Raw genomic sequence first — 20,668 nt, forward strand, 5'->3', positions numbered from 1 at the left:
CGCGACGGCGCCCCGCCACCGGATCTCCGGTGACGGGGCGCCGTCGCACCTCCGGCCCGTACGGGACTCCCGTACGCGCGGGCTCAGCTCTTGCGGTGGCCCACCAGCCGCGGCTTCGCCTCCAGGTTCTCCAGCCCGTGCCAGGCCAGATTCACCAGATGCGCCGCCACCTCCGCCTTCTTCGGGCGGCGCGTCTCCAGCCACCACTGCCCGGTCAGCGCCACCATGCCCACCAGCGCCTGCGCGTACAGCGGGGCCAGTTTCGGGTCGAAGCCGCGGGCCTTGAACTCCAGGCCGAGGATGTCCTCGACCTGCGTGGCGATGTCACTGATCAGCGAGGCGAACGTGCCCGTCGACTGGGCCACCGGGGAATCCCGCACCAGGATCCGGAAACCGTCCGTGTAGTTCTCGATGTAGTCCAGCAGCGCGAACGCCGCCTGCTCCAGCAGCTCCCGCGGATGACCGGCCGTCAGCGCGCCCGTCACCCCGTCCAGCAGCTGGCGCATCTCCCGGTCGACGACGACCGCGTACAGGCCCTCCTTGCCGCCGAAGTGCTCGTACACCACCGGCTTGGAGACCCCGGCCTTCGCCGCGATCTCCTCCACCGACGTGCCTTCGAAGCCCTTCTCGGCGAACAGGATGCGGCCGATGTCCAGCAGTTGCTGGCGCCGCTCGGCGCCCGTCATCCGGACCCGGCGGCCACGCCGGGGCTTGTCGCTGCTGGAACTGCTGCCGTCGATCGCCACGCCCCCCATCATGCCGCGTTCGACGCTTCTTCCTTGCGTCGGGCGTCGATGCGGGCCTCGGACGGCCAGCGCACGTCAGACGCCCATCCCAGCTGTTCGAACCAGCGGATCAGCCGGGCGCTGGAGTCGACCTGGCCGCGCAGCACGCCGTGCCGGGCCGAGGTCGGGTCGGCGTGGTGCAGGTTGTGCCAGGACTCGCCGCACGACAGCACCGCCAGCCACCACACGTTGCCCGAACGGTCACGCGACTTGAAGGGGCGCTTGCCCACCGCGTGGCAGATCGAGTTGATCGACCACGTCACGTGGTGCAGCAGCGCGACCCGGACCAGCGAGCCCCAGAAGAAGGCCGTGAACGCCCCCCACCAGGACATCGTCACCAGACCGCCCACCAGCGGCGGGAGTGCCAGCGAGAACATCGTCCAGAAGATGAAGTCGCGCGAGATCCGCCGGATCGCCGGATCCTTGATCAGGTCCGGGGCGTACTTCGCCTGATCGGTCTGCTCCTCGTCGAAGAGCCAGCCGATGTGCGCCCACCACAAGCCCTTCATCAGCGCCGGGAGCGTCTCGCCGAACCGCCACGGCGAATGCGGGTCGCCCTCGTGGTCGGAGTACTTGTGGTGCTTGCGGTGATCGGCCACCCAGCGCACCAGCGGACCCTCCACCGCCATCGACCCCATGATCGCCAGCGCGATCCGCAGCGGCCGCTTCGCCTTGAAGGAACCGTGCGTGAAGTACCGGTGGAAGCCGATCGTGATGCCGTGGCAGGCCAGGAAGTACATGAACACCATCAGGCCCACGTCCAACCAGCTCACCCCCCAGCCCCAGGCCAGCGGAATCGCGGCCAGCAGCGCGAGGAAGGGGACGGTGATGAACAGCAGCAGCGCGATCTGCTCGACGGACCGCTTGCTCTCACCGCCCAGGGTCGCAGACGGAACGGACGCGTCGGAAGACGCCGAGGCGTCCTCGATCACGTCGGGACTGATGGTCATGGGTGTCCCCTGAGGGTGAGGGTGTCGGCAGGCGCGCCGTCCGGCCACGCTCCCTACGGACGCGTAACCTACGGCAACGTAAGTATGGCAAAGGTCCCGCACGCGGCAAGAGGAGCGCGCCCGCCACCGTGTCCCGCGCCCCGCGCGCACGGGTCCGCCGGCCCGACCGCCGGCACGGGCCGTCCCGCCAGGTGACACACCGGCCGGGGCACGAGGACGGGCCACCTATCCTGGTCTCGTCGGACAGCGCGGTCCGCACGGGCAGCCCGAGCTGCGCACCAGCGGGAATCCCTCCCCGGCCACCTCCCAGCCGTAGCCGGCGAGGAGAGCCGGAGGGGCCTCATTCCGCGCGCAAACCGGAGCCCACCTCCCAGTAGCGCTCGAAACACTGCAAGGAGCCGCACCTGTGAGCAGTGCCGACCAGGCCCACTCGACCACCGCCGACGCCGCGACCGCCGCCGGCGCCGCCGCCAACGCCGAGCTGCGCGCGGACATCCGCCGCCTCGGCGACCTCCTCGGCGAGACGCTCGTACGCCAGGAGGGCCAGGATCTCCTCGACCTGGTCGAACGCGTCCGAGCCCTCACCCGCACCGACGGCATCGCCGCCGCCGCGCTGCTCGGCGACACCGACCTGGAGACCGCGGCCAAGCTCGTGCGCGCCTTCTCCACCTACTTCCACCTCGCCAACGTCACCGAGCAGGTGCACCGAGGCAAGGAGCTGCGCGCCCACCGCGCCGCCGAAGGCGGCCTGCTGGCCCGCACGGCCGACATGCTCAAGGACGCCGACCCCGAGCACCTGCGCCAGACGGTCAAGAACCTCAACGTCCGCCCCGTCTTCACCGCGCACCCCACCGAAGCGGCCCGCCGCAGCGTCCTCAACAAGCTCCGCCGCATCGCCGCACTCCTCGAAGAGCCCGTCGCGGGCGCCGGCGAACGCCGCCGCCACGACCTGCGGCTCGCCGAGAACATCGACCTCGTCTGGCAGACCGACGAGCTGCGCGTGGTCCGCCCCGAGCCCGCCGACGAGGCCCGCAACGCCATCTACTACCTCGACGAGCTGCACGCCGGCGCCGTCGGCGACGTCCTCGAAGACCTCGCCGCCGAGCTCCAGCGCGTAGGCATCGAGATCCCCGCCGGCACCCGCCCCCTCACCTTCGGCACCTGGATCGGCGGCGACCGCGACGGCAACCCCAACGTCACCCCCGACGTCACCCGGGACGTGCTGATCCTCCAGCACGAGCACGGCATCAGCGACGCCCTCGAACTCATCGACTTCCTGCGCGGCCTGCTGTCGAACTCCATCCGCTACACCGGCGTCACCGAGGAGCTCCTCGCCTCCCTCCAGGCCGACCTGGAGCGCCTCCCCGAGATCAGCCCCCGCTACAAGCGGCTCAACGCCGAAGAGCCCTACCGCCTCAAGGCCACCTGCGTCCGCCAGAAGCTCGTCAACACCCGCGAACGCCTCGCCAAGGGCACCCCCCACGAGGAAGGCCGCGACTACCTCGGCACCGCCGAGCTGCTCACCGACCTCACCCTCATCCAGACCTCCCTGCGCGAACACCGCGGCGCCCTCTTCGCCGACGGCCGCATGGACCGCACCATCCGCACCCTGGCCGCCTTCGGCCTCCAGCTCGCCACCATGGACGTACGCGAGCACGCGGACGCCCACCACCACGCACTCGGGCAGCTCTTCGACCGGCTCGGCGAGGAATCCTGGCGCTACGCCGACATGCCCCGCGACTACCGCGGCAAGCTGCTCGCCAAGGAGCTCCGCTCCCGCCGCCCGCTGGCGCCCACCCCGGCCCCCCTCGACGCCGCCGGACAGAAGACCCTCGGCGTCTTCGGCGCCATCAAGGACGCCTTCGAGAAGTTCGGCCCCGAGGTCATCGAGTCCTACATCATCTCGATGTGCCAGGGCGCCGACGACGTCTTCGCCGCGGCCGTCCTCGCCCGCGAGGCCGGACTCATCGACCTCCACGGCGGCTGGGCCAAGATCGGCATCGTCCCGCTCCTGGAGACCACCGACGAGCTCAAGGCCGCCGACGTCATCCTCGACGAGATGCTCGCCGACCCCTCGTACCGGCGCCTGGTCTCCCTGCGCGGCGACGTCCAGGAGGTCATGCTCGGCTACTCCGACTCCTCCAAGTTCGGCGGCATCACCACCAGCCAGTGGGAGATCCACCGCGCCCAGCGCCGGCTCCGCGACGTGGCCCACCGCTACGGCGTCCGCCTGCGCCTCTTCCACGGCCGCGGCGGCACCGTGGGCCGAGGCGGCGGCCCCTCCCACGACGCGATCCTCGCGCAGCCCTGGGGCACCCTCGAAGGCGAGATCAAGGTCACCGAGCAGGGCGAGGTCATCTCCGACAAGTACCTCGTCCCCTCCCTGGCCCGCGAGAACCTGGAACTGACCGTCGCGGCCACCCTCCAGGCCTCCGCGCTCCACACGGCACCGCGCCAGTCCGACGAGGACCTCGCCCGCTGGGACGCGGCCATGGACACCGTCTCCGACGCCGCGCACGCCGCGTACCGCGAGCTCGTCGAAGACCCCGACCTGCCCGCGTACTTCTTCGCCGCCACCCCCGTCGACCAGCTCGCCGACCTGCACCTGGGCTCGCGCCCCTCGCGCCGCCCCGACTCGGGCGCCGGCCTCGACGGCCTGCGCGCCATCCCGTGGGTCTTCGGCTGGACCCAGTCCCGCCAGATCGTCCCCGGCTGGTACGGCGTCGGCTCCGGCCTCAAGGCCCTGCGCGAGGCCGGCCAGGGCGGCGCCCTCGCCGAGATGGGCGAGCGCTGGCACTTCTTCCGCAACTTCCTGTCCAACGTCGAGATGACGCTGGCCAAGACCGACCTGCGGATCGCCCGCCACTACGTCGACACCCTCGTGCCCGACGAGCTCAAGCACGTCTTCACCCGCATCGAAGCCGAGCACGAGCTCACCGTCCGCGAAGTCCTGCGCATCACCGGCGGCGAGAAGCTCCTCGACTCCAACCCGGTCCTCCAGCAGACCTTCTCGGTCCGCGACGCCTACCTGGACCCGATCTCCTACCTCCAGGTGTCCCTGCTGGCCCGCCAGCGCGCCGCCGCCGACCGCGGCGAGGAAGCCGACCCGATCCTGTCCCGGGCCCTCCTCCTCACCGTCAACGGCGTCGCCGCCGGCCTGCGCAACACCGGCTGAGTCCCCGCGCCACACGAGAGAGGGGCCCGCGCACCGGACGGTGCGCGGGCCCCTCTCTCGTCGGCTGTTGGCCGCGTCGGCTGTTGGCCGCGTCAGCTGTTGTACGTGGACTGCGCGCGCTCCAGACCTTCCTGGATCAGGCACTCCACGGCGTCCGCCGACCGGTCCACGAACCAGTCCAGCTCCTTGCGCTCCGTAGAGGAGAAGTCCTTCAGCACGAAGTCCGCGACCTGCATCCGGCCGGGCGGGCGCCCGATGCCGCAGCGGACCCGGTGGTAGTCCGGGCCCATGGCCTTCGTCATCGACTTCAGACCGTTGTGGCCGTTGTCCCCGCCGCCCAGCTTCAGGCGCAGCGTCGGATAGTCGATGTCCAGCTCGTCGTGGACCGCCACGATCCGCTCCAGCGGCACCTTGTAGAAGTCCCTGAGCGCCGTCACCGGACCGCCGGACAGGTTCATGAAGGACATGGGCTTGGCCAGCACCACCCGCCGGTTCGCCGGCCCCGGCGGACCCATGCGGCCCTCGACCACCTGCGCGCGGGCCTTGTGCGCCTTGAACTTGCCGCGCATCCGCTCCGCCAGCAGGTCGGCCACCATGAAACCGATGTTGTGGCGGTTGCCCGCGTACTCCGCCCCCGGATTCCCGAGGCCCACGATCAGCCAGGGCGCCGCGTCGTCCGACATCAAAAGCTCCTTATACGAAGACGACCGCCGTCCCGCTCCAGTGGAGCCGGACGGCGGTCGTTCAGCAAGTGCTGAGGGGGAGAGGTGAGGCTCAGGCCTCGGTGCCCGCAGCGTCGGCGGCCGGCTCCTCCGCCTGCGCACCGATGACCTGCAGGACGGCGATGTCGCCGTCGACGGCCAGGGTGGTGCCCGCCGGGAGGACCAGGTCCTTGGCGTGGATGGTGGTACCGGCCTCGAGGCCCGCGATCGAGACGGTGACCTCGGTCGGGATGTGGGTGGCCTCGGCCTCGACGGAGATGGTGTTCTGGAGGGTCTCCAGCATGTTGCCGCCCGCGGCCAGCTCGCCCTCGGTGACGATCGCGACGTCGACGGTGACCTTCTCGCCCTTCTTGACGATCAGGAAGTCGACGTGGGAGATCGAGCGCTTCAGGGGGTGCTTCTGCACGGCCTTCGGGATGACCAGCTCGGTGCCGCCGCCCGCGATGTCCAGGGAGAGCAGGACGTTCGGGGTGCGAAGCGCCAGCTGCAGGGCGTGGGCGTCGACGTTGACGTGCTTCGGGGCGGTGCCGTGGCCGTAGATGACCGCGGGGGTCAGGGCGTCACGACGCGCCTGGCGGGCGGAGCCCTTGCCGAAGTTTTCGCGGACCTGCGCGGCAAGCTTGATCTCGGACATGCTCACTCCTCGTGGGGTGACGGAAAAATGGACGACAGTCACCCGGCCGGAACACGGCCTGCTACGAAGAGCGCGTCGATAACGGAGCATCCACACCCGTGAAAACGGGTACGGCCTCCCTCGCCGAGCAACTCATGGAGTGTACCCGGCGGGGAGGCCGTACCCAAAAAGGATCTAGCGCGCTACCGCGTCTGCTACTGCTGCTCTTCGAAGAGGCTGGTGACCGAGCCGTCCTCGAAGACCTCGCGCACCGCGCGGGCGATCATCGGGGCGATCGAGAGCACCGTGATCTTGTCGAGCTCCAGGTCGGACGGGTCCGGCAGGGTGTTCGTGAACACGAACTCGCTGACCTTGGAGTTCTTCAGGCGGTCGGCCGCAGGGCCCGACAGGATGCCGTGCGTGGCCGTCACGATGACGTCCTCCGCGCCGTGCGCGAAGAGCGCGTCGGCGGCGGCGCAGATGGTGCCACCTGTGTCGATCATGTCGTCGACCAGGACGCAGACGCGGCCCTTGACCTCACCGACGACCTCGTGGACGGTCACCTGGTTGGCGACGTCCTTGTCACGGCGCTTGTGCACGATGGCCAGCGGCGCGTCCAGGCGGTCGCACCAGCGGTCGGCCACGCGCACGCGGCCGGCGTCCGGGGAGACGATCGTCAGCTTCGAGCGGTCGACCTTGGCGCCGACGTAGTCCGCGAGGACCGACAGGGCCGAAAGGTGGTCGACCGGGCCGTCGAAGAAGCCCTGGATCTGGTCCGTGTGCAGATCGACCGTCAGGATGCGGTCCGCACCGGCGGTCTTCAGCAGGTCCGCGACCAGACGGGCCGAGATCGGCTCGCGACCCTTGTGCTTCTTGTCCTGGCGGGCGTACCCGTAGGACGGGACGATCACGGTGATGGAGCGTGCCGACGCGCGCTTGAGCGCGTCGATCATGATCAGCTGCTCCATGATCCACTTGTTGATCGGAGCCGTGTGGCTCTGGATCAGGAAGCAGTCCGCGCCACGAGCAGACTCCTGGAAGCGGACGTAGATCTCGCCGTTCGCGAAGTCGAAAGCCTTGGTCGGCACGAGGCCGACACCGAGCTGGTGCGCGACCTCCTCGGCCAGCTCGGGGTGGGCGCGGCCGGAGAAGAGCATCAGCTTCTTCTCGCCGGTCGTCTTGATCCCGGTCACAGCACTGTCTCCTCAGACGTGGGAAAGCTGCTCGCCCCCATGTGCGTCCGTCCCGCACACGGTGAGCCAGCCGAATTGCGTGCACCTATCACGGTACGCCGTCTCGGGCGTAGCCGTTTCCGGTCAGTTCACCTCAGCGTTCGCCGGAGTCCTCGTCGACCGCCGACTGAGCCGCTGTAGCGGCGGCACTTCCCGGACGCTTGCGGGCCACCCAGCCCTCGATATTCCGCTGCTGGCCACGGGCCACGGCCAGTGCGCCGGGCGGCACGTCCTTCGTGATCACGGACCCGGCGGCCGTGTAGGCGCCGTCCCCGATGGTGACGGGAGCCACAAACATGTTGTCCGAACCCGTCTTGCAGTGTGAGCCGACGGTCGTGTGGTGCTTGTGCTCACCGTCGTAGTTCACGAACACGCTGGCCGCGCCGATGTTCGTGTACTCGCCGATCGTCGCGTCGCCGACGTACGAGAGGTGCGGGACCTTGGTGCCCTCGCCGATCGTGGCGTTCTTCATCTCCACGTACGTGCCGGCCTTGGCCTTGGCGCCCAGGTTCGTGCCCGGACGCAGGTACGCGAAGGGGCCGACGGTCGCCGACTCGCCGACGACGGCGGTGTCCGCCACGGTGTTGTCCACCCGGGCGCGCGCACCGACGTACGTGTCCTTCAGGCGGGTGTTGGGGCCGACCTCGGCCTCCTCGGCGATGTGCGTCGTGCCGAGGAGCTGGGTGCCGGGGTGGACGATCGCGTCTTGGCCGAAAGTCACCGTCACGTCGACGAGCGTGCTCGCCGGGTCGACGATCGTCACGCCGGCGAGCATGGCGCTCTCCAACAGGCGCGCGTTCAGCAGCGCGCGGGCCTCGGCGAGCTGGACCCGGTTGTTGATCCCGAGGATCTGCCGGTGGTCCGCGCCCACGGCCGCGCCGACGCGGTGGCCGGCCTCGCGCAGGATGCCGAGCACGTCGGTGAGGTACTCCTCGCCCTGGCTGTTGTCGGTGCGGACCTTGCCGAGCGCGTCCGCGAGCAGGGCGCCGTCGAAGGCGAACACCCCGGAGTTGATCTCGCGGATCGCGCGCTGGGCGTCGGTGGCGTCCTTGTGCTCCACGATGGCGGTGACCGCGCCGGTGACCTCGTCGCGGACGATGCGGCCGTAGCCGGTGGAGTCCGGCACCTCGGCGGTCAGCACGGTGACGGCGTTGCCGTCGGCCTCGTGCGTCGCGGTCAGCGCGGCCAGGGTCTCGCCGGTCAGCAGCGGGGTGTCGCCGCAGACGACGACCACGGTCCCGGCCGGCCGGTCGCCGAGCTCTTCGAGGGCCATCCGGACGGCGTGCCCGGTGCCGTTCTGCTCGTACTGGACCGCGGTGCGGACGTCGGCGTCGATGGCGGCGAGGTGCGCGGTGACCTGCTCGCGGGCGTGCCCGACGACGACGACGAGGTGCGCGGGGTCCAGTTCGCGGGAGGCGGCGACGACGTGACCGACGAGCGAGCGCCCGCTGATCTCGTGCAGAACCTTGGGTGTGGCCGACTTCATGCGGGTGCCTTCACCCGCTGCGAGTACGACGACGGCTGCCGGGCGGTTGGCGCTCACGGGTGTGCCCTTCGGCTTCGGGTGGTGGACCCGTGAAGGATACCGGTGGGCCGGGCCCCGGAAACGAGGCCGGGTCCCGACCGAAATGGTCAGGACCCGAGCGTGCGGAGCTCCCCTGTCAGGACTCGAACCCGAACATAAGGCACCAAAAGCCTCAGTGCTGCCAATTACACCACAGGGGATTACATATCAACCAAATCAGACATTACGTCCTCATGGTTGGTTCGACGGCTCCTACTATGCCGCACCAGGCGCCTTCGGTGCGACGGTACAAATCGGAGCCCTTGAGGGCACGCACCGTCGGGCAACCCCGGTGCGTGTCGGCCACGTTGTCGCCCATGCCGTCCGGAATGCGGGATTCCGGCCCTGGGTGCCGGGCTGATCGTCCGTACGTGCGATTACCAGCGGTTTGCGGGAATTACGGTCGCCCTTGTGCCGGGGGCTCTGCGTACGCTGGTCCGCATGACCAGTACGGGGGATGTGGAAGGCCGCGCTGGGCCGCCTTTGTGGTGGGCGCGGCGGCGGGATGCCGTGGGGGACGTGGTGCTCGGCGGGGTGTCCGCCGTCGAGTGCGCGTGGGAAGGGATCGGATTCGCGCACGAGGCCGGGATCCCGGTCCCCGCCGGGGTGCTGTTCGGATTCGTGGTGGGGGCCGCGCTCACGCTGCGGCGGCGCTGGCCGATCGCCGTGGTGCTGGTCGGGATCGCCGTGTCGCCCGCCGCGATCGGATTCCTGCTCGGCGTGGTCGGGCTGTACACGCTGGCCACCTCCGAGGTGCCCCGGCGGATCACCGCCGTCCTCACCTCGATGTCGTTGGCCGCGACCTTCGTCGTGATGTACATGCGCACCCGCGGGGACGCGGAGGCCGGGAGCACGCTCGTCGTCCTGCTGTCCGTGTTCGTGGCGGTGGCGCTGACCGTGCCGCCAGTGCTGTTCGGTCTGTACATAGGGGCCCGCAGGCGGCTCATGGAGAGCCTGCAGGAACGCGCGGACTCCCTCGAGCGGGAGCTGTCGCTGCTCGCGGACCGGGCGGAGGAGCGGGCCGAGTGGGCCCGTACGGAGGAACGGACCCGGATCGCGCGGGAGATGCACGACGTGGTGGCCCACCGGGTGTCGCTCATGGTGGTGCACGCGGCGGCCCTGCAGGCGATCGCCCTGAAGGACCCGGGGAAGGCCGTGAAGAACGCCGCGCTGGTGGGGGACATGGGCCGCCAGGCACTGACGGAGCTCCGGGAGATGCTCGGGGTGCTGCGGGCCGAGGCGCCGAAGCCGAAGCCGGCGTCCGTGCCCGTAGCGCCGGCGCTGGGCCTGGCGGGGAGTCTGGAGGACGGGCCGACGCTCGGGGAGTTGGAGGCGCTGGTCGGGCAGTCGCGGGCGGCCGGGATGGCCGTGGAGCTGGATGTGAGGGGTGCGGGGGACTCCTACGCGGCGGAGGTCGAGCAGACGGCGTACCGGGTGGTGCAGGAGGCGCTGACCAACTGCCACAAGCACGCTCCGGGCGCGCGGGTCGTCGTACGGCTGGCGCACCGGGACGGTGAGGTGGCCATGCAGGTGGAGAACGGGCCCTGTGACGGCAAGGCGGCCGAGCCGGGGTTGCCGAGCGGCGGGAACGGGCTGGTCGGGATGCGGGAGCGGGTGCTCGGCCTGGGCGGGGTGTTCGTGTCCGGACCGACGGACGAGGGCGGGTTCAAGGTCTCGGCGGTGCTGCCGGGCGGGCGGGGGTAGCGGGGACGGCCTGGGATCCGGTGGCGGGGCTGACGGACGAGGAGCGGGGTGCTTTCGGGGCTTACGGGACGCACTGTCCGTACTGGGAGGCGCGGCTCTGGAACAACGTGCCGGGGCCGTTCTACACGCGTGACAACGACACCTGCCGGACCGGACGGATCGAGGCGCCGGACAACGTGTTGTACGAGGGCGAGCACTTCACCGAGTACGTGTTCCGGCAGCCGCGGAATCCGGCGGAGGCGCGGGCGCTGGCCCGGGCCGCCACTGTCGAGGTGACCGCCGGTTACGCGTGCGACGGGGACGCGCGGTGGACGCCGGGGCTGGTGCGGGAGTGGTGGGGTGACCGGGGGCGGGTCGATGAGGATCTCGCGGCGGCGTCCGCCCAATTCGCGAAGTGGTCCGATGCGCAGAGCCTGGACGCGGCTGCCGGCGTGCGGGATTACCGGCAGTATCTGGCGGGCGGCCTGGCCGGTGATCTGCGGGCGTATCTTTTCCGGCTGGAGGAGGGCCGTTACCCCGAGGCAGGGGAGCGGGTTCCGGGGCTGTGAAGCGGGCGGACAGGGGGAAGTGGGGATGACGGTGGGCTGGGATCCGGTGGCCGAGCTGACGGGCGAGGACCGCAAGCTGTTCCAGGGGCGGTGGGAGAAGCGGCTCTGGCTGAACGTGCCGGGCCCCTTCTACACGGGTGAGACCGACACGTGCTGGACCGGGCGGCTGAACGCGCCGGACAACGTGATGTACGCGGCGAGCAGTGAGCACTGCCTCGAATACGTGTTCCGGCAGCCCCGCGATCCGGGGGAGGTCCGCCAGGTCGTGGACGCGGCCGACGAGGAGCCGTTCCAGGAGTACGCCTGCGACGGCGACCTGTGGTGGACCCCGGCCGCGGTGCGGCGGTGGTGGGCCGAGCGGGGGCGGGTCGAGGAGCACCTGGCGGCCACGCTGGCGGAGTACGAGGGGAGCGTCCACCGCGCCGACCGCGACGCGGCCGCCGGGGCGCGCCACTTCCGCGCCTACCTGGCGGGCGGGCTCGCCGGGGACCTGCGGGCGTACCTCTTCCGGCTGGAGGAGGGCCGCTACCCCGTGGCCGGGGAGCGGCTTCCGGAGCTGGCGGCTTAGGTCGTCAGGCGGGTCGGCTGGAGGCCGGTCAGGAGGAGGGTGAGGGCCTCGTCGAGGTTCGCGCCGAGGTACCAGTCACCGGTGTGGTCGACGCAGTAGATGCGTCCCTCGCGGTCGAGGGCGAGGTGGGAGGTCCCGTCGGCCTCGACGCCGAGGGGGCAGAGCTGGGTGGAGAGGGCGCGCCCGAGGTCGGCGAAGGTGCGGGCGAGGTGGAGGCCCGTGAGGGGGTCCAGCCGTATGGAGGTCGGGGCGATCTGGCGGCCGGGGCCGGGGGCGGTGATCGTGAGGTTTCCGAATTCCGCCCAGGTTTCGACGGCCGCGGGGAAGACGGTGTGGCGGTGTCCGGCGGGGGTGGTGTGGTCGCGCAGTGCGTCGGCCCAGTACTCGGCCTGCTTGATGTCCCAGCGGCCCGGCTCCCATCCGGCGGTGCGCAGGGCGGAGTCCACGGCGACGGGGAAGCGGGCCGCCGAGGAGCGGTCGTAGGAAGCGGATGCGGTGGTCATGGCGGCTACTCGGGGTGGGTGAGGTCGACGGGGCGTACGCCGAAGTGGGCGAGGAGGGCCTCGCAGGAGCGGCAGGGGGGCGCGTAGGTGCCGTGGAGGGGGTCGCCGTCCTCGCGGATGCGGCGGGCGGTGATCTTGGAGTGCTTGAGGGAGCGCCGGGCCTCGCTGGGGGTGAGGGGCTTGCGCGAGGCGCGTTTGCTGCGGGAGCTCTCGACGGCGGCGAGGTGCCGGGAGAGAAGGAGCGCCTCCGGACACCGGCCGGTGAACCGTTCGCGCTGGCCGCTGGTGAGGGTGTCCAGGAAGTCCTGGACGAGGGGGTGCAGTGCGGGGGGCTGGTCGGCCTTGCCGGCGGTGCCGGTGAGGGTTTCGCCGCGTACGGAGAGGGCGGCGGCGACGGTGGGGAGGATGCCGTCGCGGCGGAAGCGGAGGGTGGGCACGGTGGGGCGGCCGTCGTCGCTGCTCCAGCGCAGGCGGGGGTCGCCGGGGCCGGGGCCGCCGCCGTGGGCGGGGTCGGCTGCGGGGCCGTTCGCGGCGGCGTTGTCCGTGTCGGGTGCGGCGGTGTGGCCGGAGCCGTGGCCCTGCGTCGGGACGGTCGCCGGGGCGCCGTTTCCCGTGGGACCTGTGGGGCCCGAGGCGCCGGCGGGTCCGTGGGATCCCAGGGGTCCCAGAGGTCCTGACGCGGCGTCGGCCGCGTCTGTGCGGGTGGCCGTGTTCTGCATGGTTGCGCTCTCCCTCCCGTGGCTGCGGCGGTGAACCGCTGTCGCGCACGCCCCCGTGCTGCGGGGACAGCCTGTCAAATGTCCGCTGACATGTGGAAGCGGGGTCGAATATTCGTATCAATTCGGATCTTCCCGGCTGTCGCGCCGGTGCCCCGCTCGTGAGCGGGTGACGCCCTTGCCGGAGCACATAGGCTGTGGTGAACCAGCCAGATCCAGCAGGGGGCTACCGCCATGACGACAGGTCGGCTCGGGCAGCAGGCCGCGCCACCCAACGCCGCTTATTCGGGGCAGGTCGTGCATTTCCCGGACCCCGTCCGGGCAGCGCGCCATCCTCACGGGGTCCGCATCGACGCGAACGGGCATCCCGATTTCGCGCCCTACGCGCGGGCGGCGGTGGAGATCGCCGAACCGCCGGAGGGCTTCGGCGTGGACGAGCTGCGCCTCACGGACTGCGTGTCCGCGAACGCCGCCATGCTGGCGACCGGCCACGAACTGTGGGACACGGTCGGCCCGGTGGCGACCCCGCACGGCTGGACCTGGCACCACGTGTCCGGCACGCGCCGGATGGAGCTGGTCCCGGTCGAGGTGAAGGCGCTGCTGCGGCACCACGCGGGGCTGGCGACGGCGGCGGTGGACCACGAGAAGCGCGGGACGCGGCCCCTGCAGGAAGTGCGCCCGGTGCACCTGGGGCTGCCGAAGTCGGTGGTCTCGGTGTCCGAGGCGCAGGTGCAGGGCGTCGAGGAGGACCTCGGCTTCCGGCTCCCGGAGGCGTACCGCTCGTTCCTGAAGGCGGCGGGCGGCTGCGCGCCGGTCGGCGCGGGGCTGGACGTGGCGCTGGGCCTGCTGGTGGACCAGCCGTTCTTCACGGTGCGCGAGGAGGCGGCGGTCAACGACCTCGTCTACGTCAACAAGTGTCTGCGGGACCACCTGACGAAGGACTACCTGTGCGTGGCCTTCGCGCAGGGCGGTCTCGTCGCGGTGAAGGTGCGGGGCGAGTCGCTCGGCTCGGTCTGGTTCTCTCCGTACGACGACGCGCGCGACCGGGACGGCTGGTCCGTGCAGGAGCGCGTGGAGCGGTTGCTGCTGCCGTGCGGTACGGATTTCGATGCCTTCCTGGAGCGGCTGGCGGGCAATCCACCGGAGCTGGAAACGGTGGCCGGTCTGATGGTGGACGGCGGATTCGCGCGTGCGGTTCCCGTGACGGGTGCCGCGCCGGCTTCGGCGCCGGTGGAGGGGTGACGGCTCGATGGTGACGTTTGCGCAGGCGCAGGAGCGCGCCGAGGAATGGATCAACGGGGACGTGCCCGCGTACCAGCACCGCGAGGTGCGGGTACGGGAGTTCGGACTCGGTTTCGTGGTGTGGGCCGAGGACCGCGCGGCCGGGCCGGTGTCCGGTGCGGGCCGCCAGCGGCTGGTCATCGCGCGGGACAGCGGTGAGGTGACGCTGTGGCCCGGACTGCCGGTGGGTGAGGTGATCCGCCGCTACGAGGAGGAGTACGGGGCTTCGGCCGCGCCGGCCGAGGCTTCGGTGCCGGTGCCGCGCATCGACTCGGAGCAGACCTCCTTCATGCTGAGTCCGCCGGAGTGGCTGCAGGAGGCGGCGGACCGGGCGGGGATTCCGGCGGCGCCGGTGGCGCAGACCGCGCAGGCCGCGCAGGTTTCGCCGGCCGATCCGGTTGCTCCGGCTGCTTCGGCTCCCGCGGTGGATCCGGCCGCTCCCGCTGCTTCCGGGCCGGCTGTGGCCGCGGAGCCGGTGCCGGTGCCGTTGCGGCGCGGGGGCGAGGTTCCGTACGAGCCGACCGCCAACGACGGGGTCCCGGCCGGGGCCACGCCGTGGGCCGGGACCGATGTGAACCCCGGTGCGGACTCGGTGTCCGTGCCGTTGCCGGCGACGGTGTTCGCGCCGCCGCTGTCCGGGTCGGACCTGGAGGACGCCCCGGCGCCGTCCGGGCCGGGCCCGGAGGCGCGGACGACGCTGATGCCGAGGGGAAGCGAGCTGCCGAAGACCGCCGTCGCGCCCGCGCTGGACCTGAACGCGGGACCGTCCGGCCCGGGCCCCGGCCCGGGCCCCGGTTCCGGTGCGGGCTCCGGCCCGGCTTCGGGTGACATCGCCGACGCGCCGACGAGCAAGGCCCGGATCAACCGGCCTGCAGCCCCCGGTCCCGTGACGCCGCCGGGTCCGCCCGGCGCTCCGGGCTCCGGTTCGCAGTCCCCGTCCTACGCCGCCACCATGCTGGCGAGCCCCGGTGGACCGCAGCAGCCCGCTCCTCCCGGTCCCCCCGGCGCTCCGGGCACGCCCGGCGGCGGGCTGGACCATGCCGCGACGATGCTGGCCGGTCCCGCGGTCACCGGGCAGCCGCCCGCGCCTCCCGGCCCGCCCGGGGTGCCCGGCGGGTCCGGCGGGCGCGGAGCCGCGTACGCCGCCACCATGCTGGCGAGCCCCGGTGGACCGCAGCAGCCCGCTCCTCCCGGTCCCCCCGGAGTTCCGGGCGCCGGGCAGCAGCCCGCGCCCCCCGGTCCGCCCGGTGTGCCCGGCGCCGGCGCGCACCACGCGGCCACGATGCTCGCGGGTCCCGGCGTACCGCAGCCGCCCGGTCCCCCCGGGGCGCCCGGCGCTCCGGGCACGCCCGGCGGCGGGCTGGACCATGCCGCCACGATGCTGGCCGGTCCCGCGGTCACCGGGCAGCCGCCCGCGCCGCCCGGCCCGCCCGGTCCCGCGCCGCAGGGCCCCGGTCCCGCGCCGCAGACGCCCCTACCCGCGCCGCAGGACATGGGCGTGCCCACGGTCGGACCCGGCTACCAGGCCGTCTTGCGCTACCGCGCGCCCGACGGCTCCGAGCAGCAGCTCATCCGCCGCTCCGCGCCCGGCACCCCGCACCCGGAGTGGCAGATCCTGTACGAGCTGCGGGCGATGAACGTGCCGCCGCAGCAGGTGCTGGAGCTGCACACGGAGCTGGCGTCGTGCGAGCTGCCCGGCGGCTACTGCGCCCGCATGATCCGGGAGACGTGGCCGCAGGTCCGGATCACGAGCGTGGCCCCGTACGGGACGGACCACGCGGGCCGGCAGCAGGGCATGCGGCACCTGCTGACCCATCAGGGCGAGCTGCACCAGGTCGCGGACGGCCCGGCGCGACCCGCGCCGGTGCGCGCGCCGCTGCCGCAGGTGCCGCTGCAGCCGGCGATCCCGCTGGACGCGATCGCGCAGGAGCTGGCGGGGGCGTTCGGGCCGCAGGGCGTGTTCCGCTTCGAGCAGCGCGCGGTGTCCCGGCAGGGTGTGCCGGAGATCGTGGCGCAGACGCTGATGTGGTCGGGTCTGCCGGTCGATTTCGGGCCGTTCTTCTGGGCGCAGGCGGTACCGGGTGCTCCCCTGCCGACGCTGGCCGAGCTGGCGGCGCAGCGCCAGGTGCAGCCGGCTTCGGACGCGGGCTCGTACCTGGTCGTGGGCAGCGACTTCGGCAAGGCGCTGTGCGTGCAGTACGGGACGGCGCACATCGTGGCGGTGCCGGTGGAGGCCGGTCCGGGGGGCGCTCCGGTGCCTCCGCAGTTCGTGAACTCCTCGCTGCCGCAGTTCGTGCGGTCGTTGGCGATGCTCGGTCACATGTGGCGGATGCGACAGCATCTGACGCCGGAGCAGGCGGGCCGCTGGACCGGCGATTTCCAGGCGAATCTGGCCGGGCTGGACAGTGCGGCACTGGCGTCGCCGGAGAACTGGTGGTCGGTGCTGCTGGAGCAGATGTGGGACGGACTGCTGTAATCCGCCCTTGAACCGCCTTGATCGGCGATGGTCGCGTGTGGCCGGGTCGGGACCCTTGAACGGGGTTCCGGCCCGGCCATTCGGGCTTCTGGGAGCAAATGACGCATCCTTGACAGGAATCCCCGCGAGAGAGGCGCTTCCAGCATGAGTGCACCCTTTACGACCGTGCGCGGCCGCGGCTACCGGATGGAAGAGGTGGACCGGTATCTCGCGCGGCTGTCGGGGAGCCGGGACGAGGCCTGGGAGCGGGTGGCCCGGCTGACCGTGCTGGCCAAGCGGATGGAGGCGGAGGCGGAGCGGCTGCGCGCGGAGGTTTCCGGACTGGCCCCGCAGACGTACGACGAGCTGAGCGAGCGCGCCCGCCGGATCCTGCTGCTGGCCCAGGAGGAGGCCGAGACGCTACGGGCGGACGCGCGGGCGGACGCCCTGGAGGCGGCGGGCGCCGCGGAGGCGTACGCCGACCGGGTGGCGCAACTGGCGCGCACCGACGCGGAGGCGGTGCGCGAGCAGACCGAGGTCCGGGCCCGGCAGGGGCTGTTGCGGGCGAGCCGGGAGGCGGACGACACGCGGGCGGAGGCGCGGGACGGCGCGGCGGAGTGGCGGTCGGAGGCGCAGGCGGGGCTGGCGGAGATGGCGCGCCGGGCGGAGGCGCTGCTCGCGGAGCGGGAGCAGGAGCACGCGGAGCGCTGGGACGCCTCGGAGCGGGAGCTGGCGGTGCGGGATGCGGAGCTGGAGTCCCGCCACGCCGAGCTGGAGCGGTATACGGAGTCCCGGCTGGCGGAGGCGAAGCGGGCGCTCGCGCAGGCGCAGGAGGCGGCGCGGCACGGTCAGGAGGACGCGGAGGCGCGGGGCGCGGAGCTGATCGCCGAGGCGCGGGTGGCGGAGGAACGGGTCGGGCGGGAGACGGACCGGATCCTGCGCGAACACGCGGAGTCGCAGGACGAGATGCGGGCCCACATGAACCACGTCCGCTCCAGCCTCGCCGCCCTGACGGGCCGCGCCCCGGCGGAGGGCTGACCGCCCACGCCGGCCCGTGCCCGCGAGCCCGCCTCCGGCCGCGACGCCATGGCCGCGCCTCATCGCCGGCGGGGCTGAATTTGCCCGGCATCGGCTCGCACGTGGCGCGGGGCGGGGTCAGGCCGCGGGAGCGTACCGGGACGGGTCGCTGCGGAGGCCGCGGGTCGTGACCACCACGGTGAAGGCGGCCGGAGCAGGCGCGGGAAGGGGCGCCTCCAGCGCCCCCGTCGGGGTGACCGCGGTCGCGAGGACCGAGCCGTCCAGTTCGATCCGCGAGTCGTCTGCGAAGCCGCCGCCCTCCACGACCAGCAAGCCGTCGGCCACGGAGACCCGCGTGATCACCGGAGTGGCCCGCGCCGCCATCTTGTTCAGGAGATAGGCGCCCGCCGGCGCCCCCGTCAGCGCCCACATCTCGGTGGGCAGCTTCGGCAGCCCGCCTCCGACGTCCGCCACGAAGAACGCCACCACGTACAGCATGGTGACCGCGCTCAGCGCGACGTACTGGAGGTCGACCAGGTCGGTGCGCCCGCCGTCGTTGGCGATCAGGTCGCGCAGCGGGCGCCGATTGGTGTCCTTCGGCGCGGGTTTGGCCATGCTGCCGTGCTCCACCCGCATGCCGACGACCGTCTTCGCCGCGATCAGGGCGGTGTACGGGCCGCCGAGGAGCGGGAGGTAGACGGTCGTCAGGTTGGACAGGGGGCCGTCGGCGCCCCGGAACCAGTCGGTGCCGCCGCCCGCGGTGAGCCCGTAGGCGAGGGTCGTGAGCAGCAGCCAGAGCAGGAGCACGGTCCAGGCCAGGGCCAGGGTGGTGGAGGTGGAGAGGCGTCCGTCGCGGCCGGTGACGAAGCCGGGGTGGCGTACGAGCCTTCGGCCGATCGGGCCCGCCAGGGCTGCCAGTAACGCGAGTGCGAAGAGTGCGGAAAGCATGGTGTCCCCCCGGGAGTGTGTCTCCACAGAGGGTTACCCACTCGGCCGGGCCATGACAAGCCGCCCCGCCTGTCGCCCCGCCCGCCGGCCCCCGCCCGAGCCCGCCCCTCAGCCCTCGCGCTGCTCCGGCAGCACCGGGAACCGCCGCGGCGCCACCAGCAGCAGGACCACCGCCGCCGCCACCGCCGCCACCGTCGCGCCGGCGAAGATGTGGTCCCCGGCGGCTGCCACCGCCCGGCGCAGGTGCTCCGCGGCGGCCGGCGACAGCAGTTGCGGCTGGTCCAGGGCCTTGGCCACGTCGTCCAGGTGCGTCGGCAGCCCGGGCACCGGGGCGTCCGCCAGCCTGCCGGCGATGGTGGCGTTGGCGACGGCCCCCAGAAGCGCGGCTCCGACGCTCTGGCCGACATTGCGGCAGAACAGCACCGAGGCCGTCGTGGTTCCGCGTTCCTCCCAGCCCACCGTGGACTGGACCCCGACGATCAGCGGCAGCTGGAAGAGGCCGAGGGCTCCGCCCAGCAGCAGCATGATCAGCGCGGGCTGCCAGACCGGGGCGGGGTACGGGAGCAGGGTGAAGGAGCAGAGGACGACGGCGGCCAGTGCGACCCCGGTGGCGGCGGTGTTGCGGAAGCCGATGCGCCGGTAGACGTGCTGGGCGAGGGCGGCGCTGATGGGCCAGCTCAGGGTCATCGCCGAGGTGACCAGGCCGGCGCCGGTGGGGCCGAGCCCGAGCACGGTCTGGGCGTACATCGGCATGAACACCATCGGGGCGACCATCAGCAGGCCGAGCGCGGCCATGGCGAGGTTGACGGCGGCGATGGTGCGCCGGCGCCACACCCAGCCGGGCAGGATCGGCTGCGCGGCCCGGCGTTCGATCCGGACGACCAGTACGCCCAGTGCCGCGGCGGCGCCCAGCAGTCCCAGTGACGGCGCGGACATCCAGGGCCAGGTGACCCCGCCCTGGACCAGTGCGAAGAGCAGCAGTCCGCCGCAGGCGAAGACGCCGAGCGCTCCCGCCCAGTCGACGGGGCCGCGGCGGCCGGGGGGCCGGGTGGGCTCGACCAGGTGGCGGTTGATGATCCACAGGGCGCCGGCGGCCAGCGGCAGGTTGAGCAGGAAGACCCAGCGCCAGTCGGCGTACGAGGCGATCAGTCCGCCGAGCGCCGGGCCGGCCAGTGCGGAGGTGGCCCACACCGCGGACATCCGGGCCTGGATGCGCGGCCGTTCCTTCAGCGGGTAGAGGTCGGCGGCCAGGGTCTGGACGGTGCCCTGCAGTGCGCCGCCGCCGAGGCCCTGGAGGATCCGGAAGGCGATGAGGGCGGCCATGTTCCAGGCGGCCGCGCACAGCAGCGAGCCGATCAGGAAGAGGCTGATGCCGAGGAGCAGGACGGGCTTGCGGCCGTAGGTGTCGGAGAGCTTGCCGTAGACGGGCAGGGTGACGGTGCCGGCCAGGATGTAGCCGGAGAAGATCCAGGAGAAGACGGCGAAGCCGCCGAGGTCGCCGACGATCTGCGGGACGGCGGTGGAGACTATGGCGCCGTCGAGGGCGACGAGGCTCATGGTCAGCATCAGCGCGGCGACGACGGCGGTACGGGGCCGTGCGGGCGGGGCCGCTGTCCGCGCCGGGGTCTTCGCGGCGGCCGGCCCGCCGGGGTCGCTGTCGGGGTCGCTGCCGGGGTCGCCTCCGGAGCTGCCACCGGGTACGCCCGGTGGACCCGCGGCGCTGTCGCCGGTGCTCGTGCCCGGGCTCTCCCCTGAGTCCATGAAGTGCCTTTCCCCCGTGCGTACCTGCGCGGACACCCTCTCACCGCCGCGTCACGGGACGGTAACCCCCTAGGCCGCCTCGTCCGCAGGGCCGAGATCCCCTAGCTTGTTCTTTAACCGGTGCGG

17 protein-coding genes and 1 tRNA gene are annotated in these 20,668 nt (G+C 72.4%); 7 read left to right on the forward strand and 11 right to left on the reverse strand.

Going from position 1 to position 20,668, the window contains the following annotated elements; all coding sequences use genetic code 11:
• Positions 1-83 precede the first annotated feature (83 nt).
• Positions 84-758 carry a TetR family transcriptional regulator gene (locus J7F03_RS35110; protein WP_374104435.1) on the reverse strand — a complete coding sequence of 225 codons (675 nt, stop codon included), beginning with the start codon at positions 756-758 and terminating at the stop codon, positions 84-86.
• Positions 755-1,735 (reverse strand): acyl-CoA desaturase, encoded by a 981-nt coding sequence (locus J7F03_RS35115; protein ID WP_214956756.1) that lies wholly within the window; start codon positions 1,733-1,735, stop codon positions 755-757. The genes J7F03_RS35110 and J7F03_RS35115 overlap by 4 nt, the downstream gene beginning before the upstream one ends.
• A 406-nt stretch (positions 1,736-2,141) precedes the next feature.
• Here J7F03_RS35115 and ppc point away from each other — a divergent pair, with 406 nt between their 5' ends.
• A complete protein-coding gene (gene ppc / locus J7F03_RS35120; RefSeq protein ID WP_374104436.1) occupies positions 2,142-4,910 on the forward strand; it encodes a phosphoenolpyruvate carboxylase in 2,769 nt (922 codons plus the stop codon).
• A 92-nt stretch (positions 4,911-5,002) separates the two neighbouring features.
• On the opposite strand, the gene pth is transcribed toward ppc, so the two are convergent.
• From pth to J7F03_RS35145, 5 genes are all read right to left on the reverse strand, one after another.
• The gene (gene pth, locus J7F03_RS35125) at positions 5,003-5,593 is read right to left on the reverse strand and encodes an aminoacyl-tRNA hydrolase (RefSeq protein ID WP_214956757.1); all 591 of its coding nucleotides are present in this window, start codon (positions 5,591-5,593) and stop codon (positions 5,003-5,005) included.
• A 91-nt stretch (positions 5,594-5,684) separates the two neighbouring features.
• Positions 5,685-6,266, reverse strand: coding sequence for a 50S ribosomal protein L25/general stress protein Ctc (locus J7F03_RS35130; RefSeq protein WP_214956758.1), 582 nt, complete (start codon positions 6,264-6,266; stop codon positions 5,685-5,687).
• A gap of 194 nt (positions 6,267-6,460) precedes the next feature.
• Positions 6,461-7,438 carry a ribose-phosphate diphosphokinase gene (locus J7F03_RS35135; RefSeq protein ID WP_112451977.1) on the reverse strand — a complete coding sequence of 326 codons (978 nt, stop codon included), beginning with the start codon at positions 7,436-7,438 and terminating at the stop codon, positions 6,461-6,463.
• A gap of 133 nt (positions 7,439-7,571) precedes the next feature.
• Positions 7,572-9,020, reverse strand: coding sequence for a bifunctional UDP-N-acetylglucosamine diphosphorylase/glucosamine-1-phosphate N-acetyltransferase GlmU (gene glmU / locus J7F03_RS35140; protein ID WP_214956759.1), 1,449 nt, complete (start codon positions 9,018-9,020; stop codon positions 7,572-7,574).
• A gap of 110 nt (positions 9,021-9,130) precedes the next feature.
• A tRNA-Gln gene (locus J7F03_RS35145) sits at positions 9,131-9,202 on the reverse strand.
• Between the two features lie 280 nt (positions 9,203-9,482).
• On the opposite strand from J7F03_RS35145, the gene J7F03_RS35150 reads away from it, so the two are divergent.
• Genes J7F03_RS35150 through J7F03_RS35160 form a run of 3 tightly spaced genes read left to right on the forward strand, consistent with a single transcriptional unit; the run spans position 9,483 to position 11,861 of the window.
• A complete protein-coding gene (locus tag J7F03_RS35150; RefSeq protein ID WP_214956760.1) occupies positions 9,483-10,745 on the forward strand; it encodes a sensor histidine kinase in 1,263 nt (420 codons plus the stop codon).
• Between the two features lie 20 nt (positions 10,746-10,765).
• A complete protein-coding gene (locus tag J7F03_RS35155) occupies positions 10,766-11,293 on the forward strand; it encodes a ferredoxin (protein ID WP_214956761.1) in 528 nt (175 codons plus the stop codon).
• A gap of 25 nt (positions 11,294-11,318) precedes the next feature.
• On the forward strand, positions 11,319-11,861 hold the full coding sequence (locus J7F03_RS35160; protein ID WP_214956762.1) for a ferredoxin: 543 nt from the start codon (positions 11,319-11,321) through the stop codon (positions 11,859-11,861).
• Here J7F03_RS35160 and J7F03_RS35165 read toward each other — a convergent pair.
• Both J7F03_RS35165 and J7F03_RS35170 read right to left on the reverse strand, forming a co-directional pair.
• A complete protein-coding gene (locus J7F03_RS35165; RefSeq protein ID WP_214956763.1) occupies positions 11,858-12,364 on the reverse strand; it encodes an SUKH-3 domain-containing protein in 507 nt (168 codons plus the stop codon). The genes J7F03_RS35160 and J7F03_RS35165 overlap by 4 nt on opposite strands.
• A 5-nt stretch (positions 12,365-12,369) precedes the next feature.
• Positions 12,370-12,834 (reverse strand): YwqJ-related putative deaminase, encoded by a 465-nt coding sequence (locus J7F03_RS35170; protein ID WP_214956787.1) that lies wholly within the window; start codon positions 12,832-12,834, stop codon positions 12,370-12,372.
• Between the two features lie 480 nt (positions 12,835-13,314).
• Here J7F03_RS35170 and J7F03_RS35175 point away from each other — a divergent pair, with 480 nt between their 5' ends.
• The 3 genes from J7F03_RS35175 (at position 13,315) to J7F03_RS35185 (ending at position 17,854) form a co-directional block, all read left to right on the forward strand.
• Positions 13,315-14,322 carry an SMI1/KNR4 family protein gene (locus J7F03_RS35175; protein WP_214956765.1) on the forward strand — a complete coding sequence of 336 codons (1,008 nt, stop codon included), beginning with the start codon at positions 13,315-13,317 and terminating at the stop codon, positions 14,320-14,322.
• 7 nt (positions 14,323-14,329) lie between these two features.
• Positions 14,330-16,837, forward strand: a complete 2,508-nt coding sequence (locus J7F03_RS35180) for an SUKH-4 family immunity protein (RefSeq protein ID WP_214956767.1) — start codon at positions 14,330-14,332, stop codon at positions 16,835-16,837.
• 144 nt (positions 16,838-16,981) lie between these two features.
• Positions 16,982-17,854: a DivIVA domain-containing protein gene (locus J7F03_RS35185; protein ID WP_214956768.1), complete on the forward strand. Its 873-nt coding sequence runs from the start codon at positions 16,982-16,984 to the stop codon at positions 17,852-17,854.
• 117 nt (positions 17,855-17,971) lie between these two features.
• Here J7F03_RS35185 and J7F03_RS35190 read toward each other — a convergent pair whose 3' ends face one another.
• The gene (locus J7F03_RS35190) at positions 17,972-18,781 is read right to left on the reverse strand and encodes a hypothetical protein (RefSeq protein WP_251072958.1); all 810 of its coding nucleotides are present in this window, start codon (positions 18,779-18,781) and stop codon (positions 17,972-17,974) included.
• Between the two features lie 108 nt (positions 18,782-18,889).
• A complete protein-coding gene (locus J7F03_RS35195) occupies positions 18,890-20,542 on the reverse strand; it encodes an MFS transporter (protein WP_214956770.1) in 1,653 nt (550 codons plus the stop codon).
• Positions 20,543-20,668 lie beyond the last annotated feature (126 nt).

The sequence above is a fragment of the Streptomyces sp. ISL-43 genome (assembly GCF_018614195.1).
Lineage (GTDB): Bacteria > Actinomycetota > Actinomycetes > Streptomycetales > Streptomycetaceae > Streptomyces.

Coding starts and splice junctions, on each gene's coding strand:
- J7F03_RS35110 (WP_374104435.1), bottom strand. CDS start 758: ATGATGGGGGGCGTGGCGATCGACGGCAGCAGTTCCAGCAGCGACAAG.
- J7F03_RS35115 (WP_214956756.1), bottom strand. CDS start 1,735: ATGACCATCAGTCCCGACGTGATCGAGGACGCCTCGGCGTCTTCCGAC.
- pth (WP_214956757.1), bottom strand. CDS start 5,593: ATGTCGGACGACGCGGCGCCCTGGCTGATCGTGGGCCTCGGGAATCCG.
- J7F03_RS35130 (WP_214956758.1), bottom strand. CDS start 6,266: ATGTCCGAGATCAAGCTTGCCGCGCAGGTCCGCGAAAACTTCGGCAAG.
- J7F03_RS35150 (WP_214956760.1), top strand. CDS start 9,483: ATGACCAGTACGGGGGATGTGGAAGGCCGCGCTGGGCCGCCTTTGTGG.
- J7F03_RS35160 (WP_214956762.1), top strand. CDS start 11,319: ATGACGGTGGGCTGGGATCCGGTGGCCGAGCTGACGGGCGAGGACCGC.
- J7F03_RS35165 (WP_214956763.1), bottom strand. CDS start 12,364: ATGACCACCGCATCCGCTTCCTACGACCGCTCCTCGGCGGCCCGCTTC.
- J7F03_RS35175 (WP_214956765.1), top strand. CDS start 13,315: ATGACGACAGGTCGGCTCGGGCAGCAGGCCGCGCCACCCAACGCCGCT.
- J7F03_RS35180 (WP_214956767.1), top strand. CDS start 14,330: ATGGTGACGTTTGCGCAGGCGCAGGAGCGCGCCGAGGAATGGATCAAC.
- J7F03_RS35185 (WP_214956768.1), top strand. CDS start 16,982: ATGAGTGCACCCTTTACGACCGTGCGCGGCCGCGGCTACCGGATGGAA.
- J7F03_RS35190 (WP_251072958.1), bottom strand. CDS start 18,781: ATGCTTTCCGCACTCTTCGCACTCGCGTTACTGGCAGCCCTGGCGGGC.
- J7F03_RS35195 (WP_214956770.1), bottom strand. CDS start 20,542: ATGGACTCAGGGGAGAGCCCGGGCACGAGCACCGGCGACAGCGCCGCG.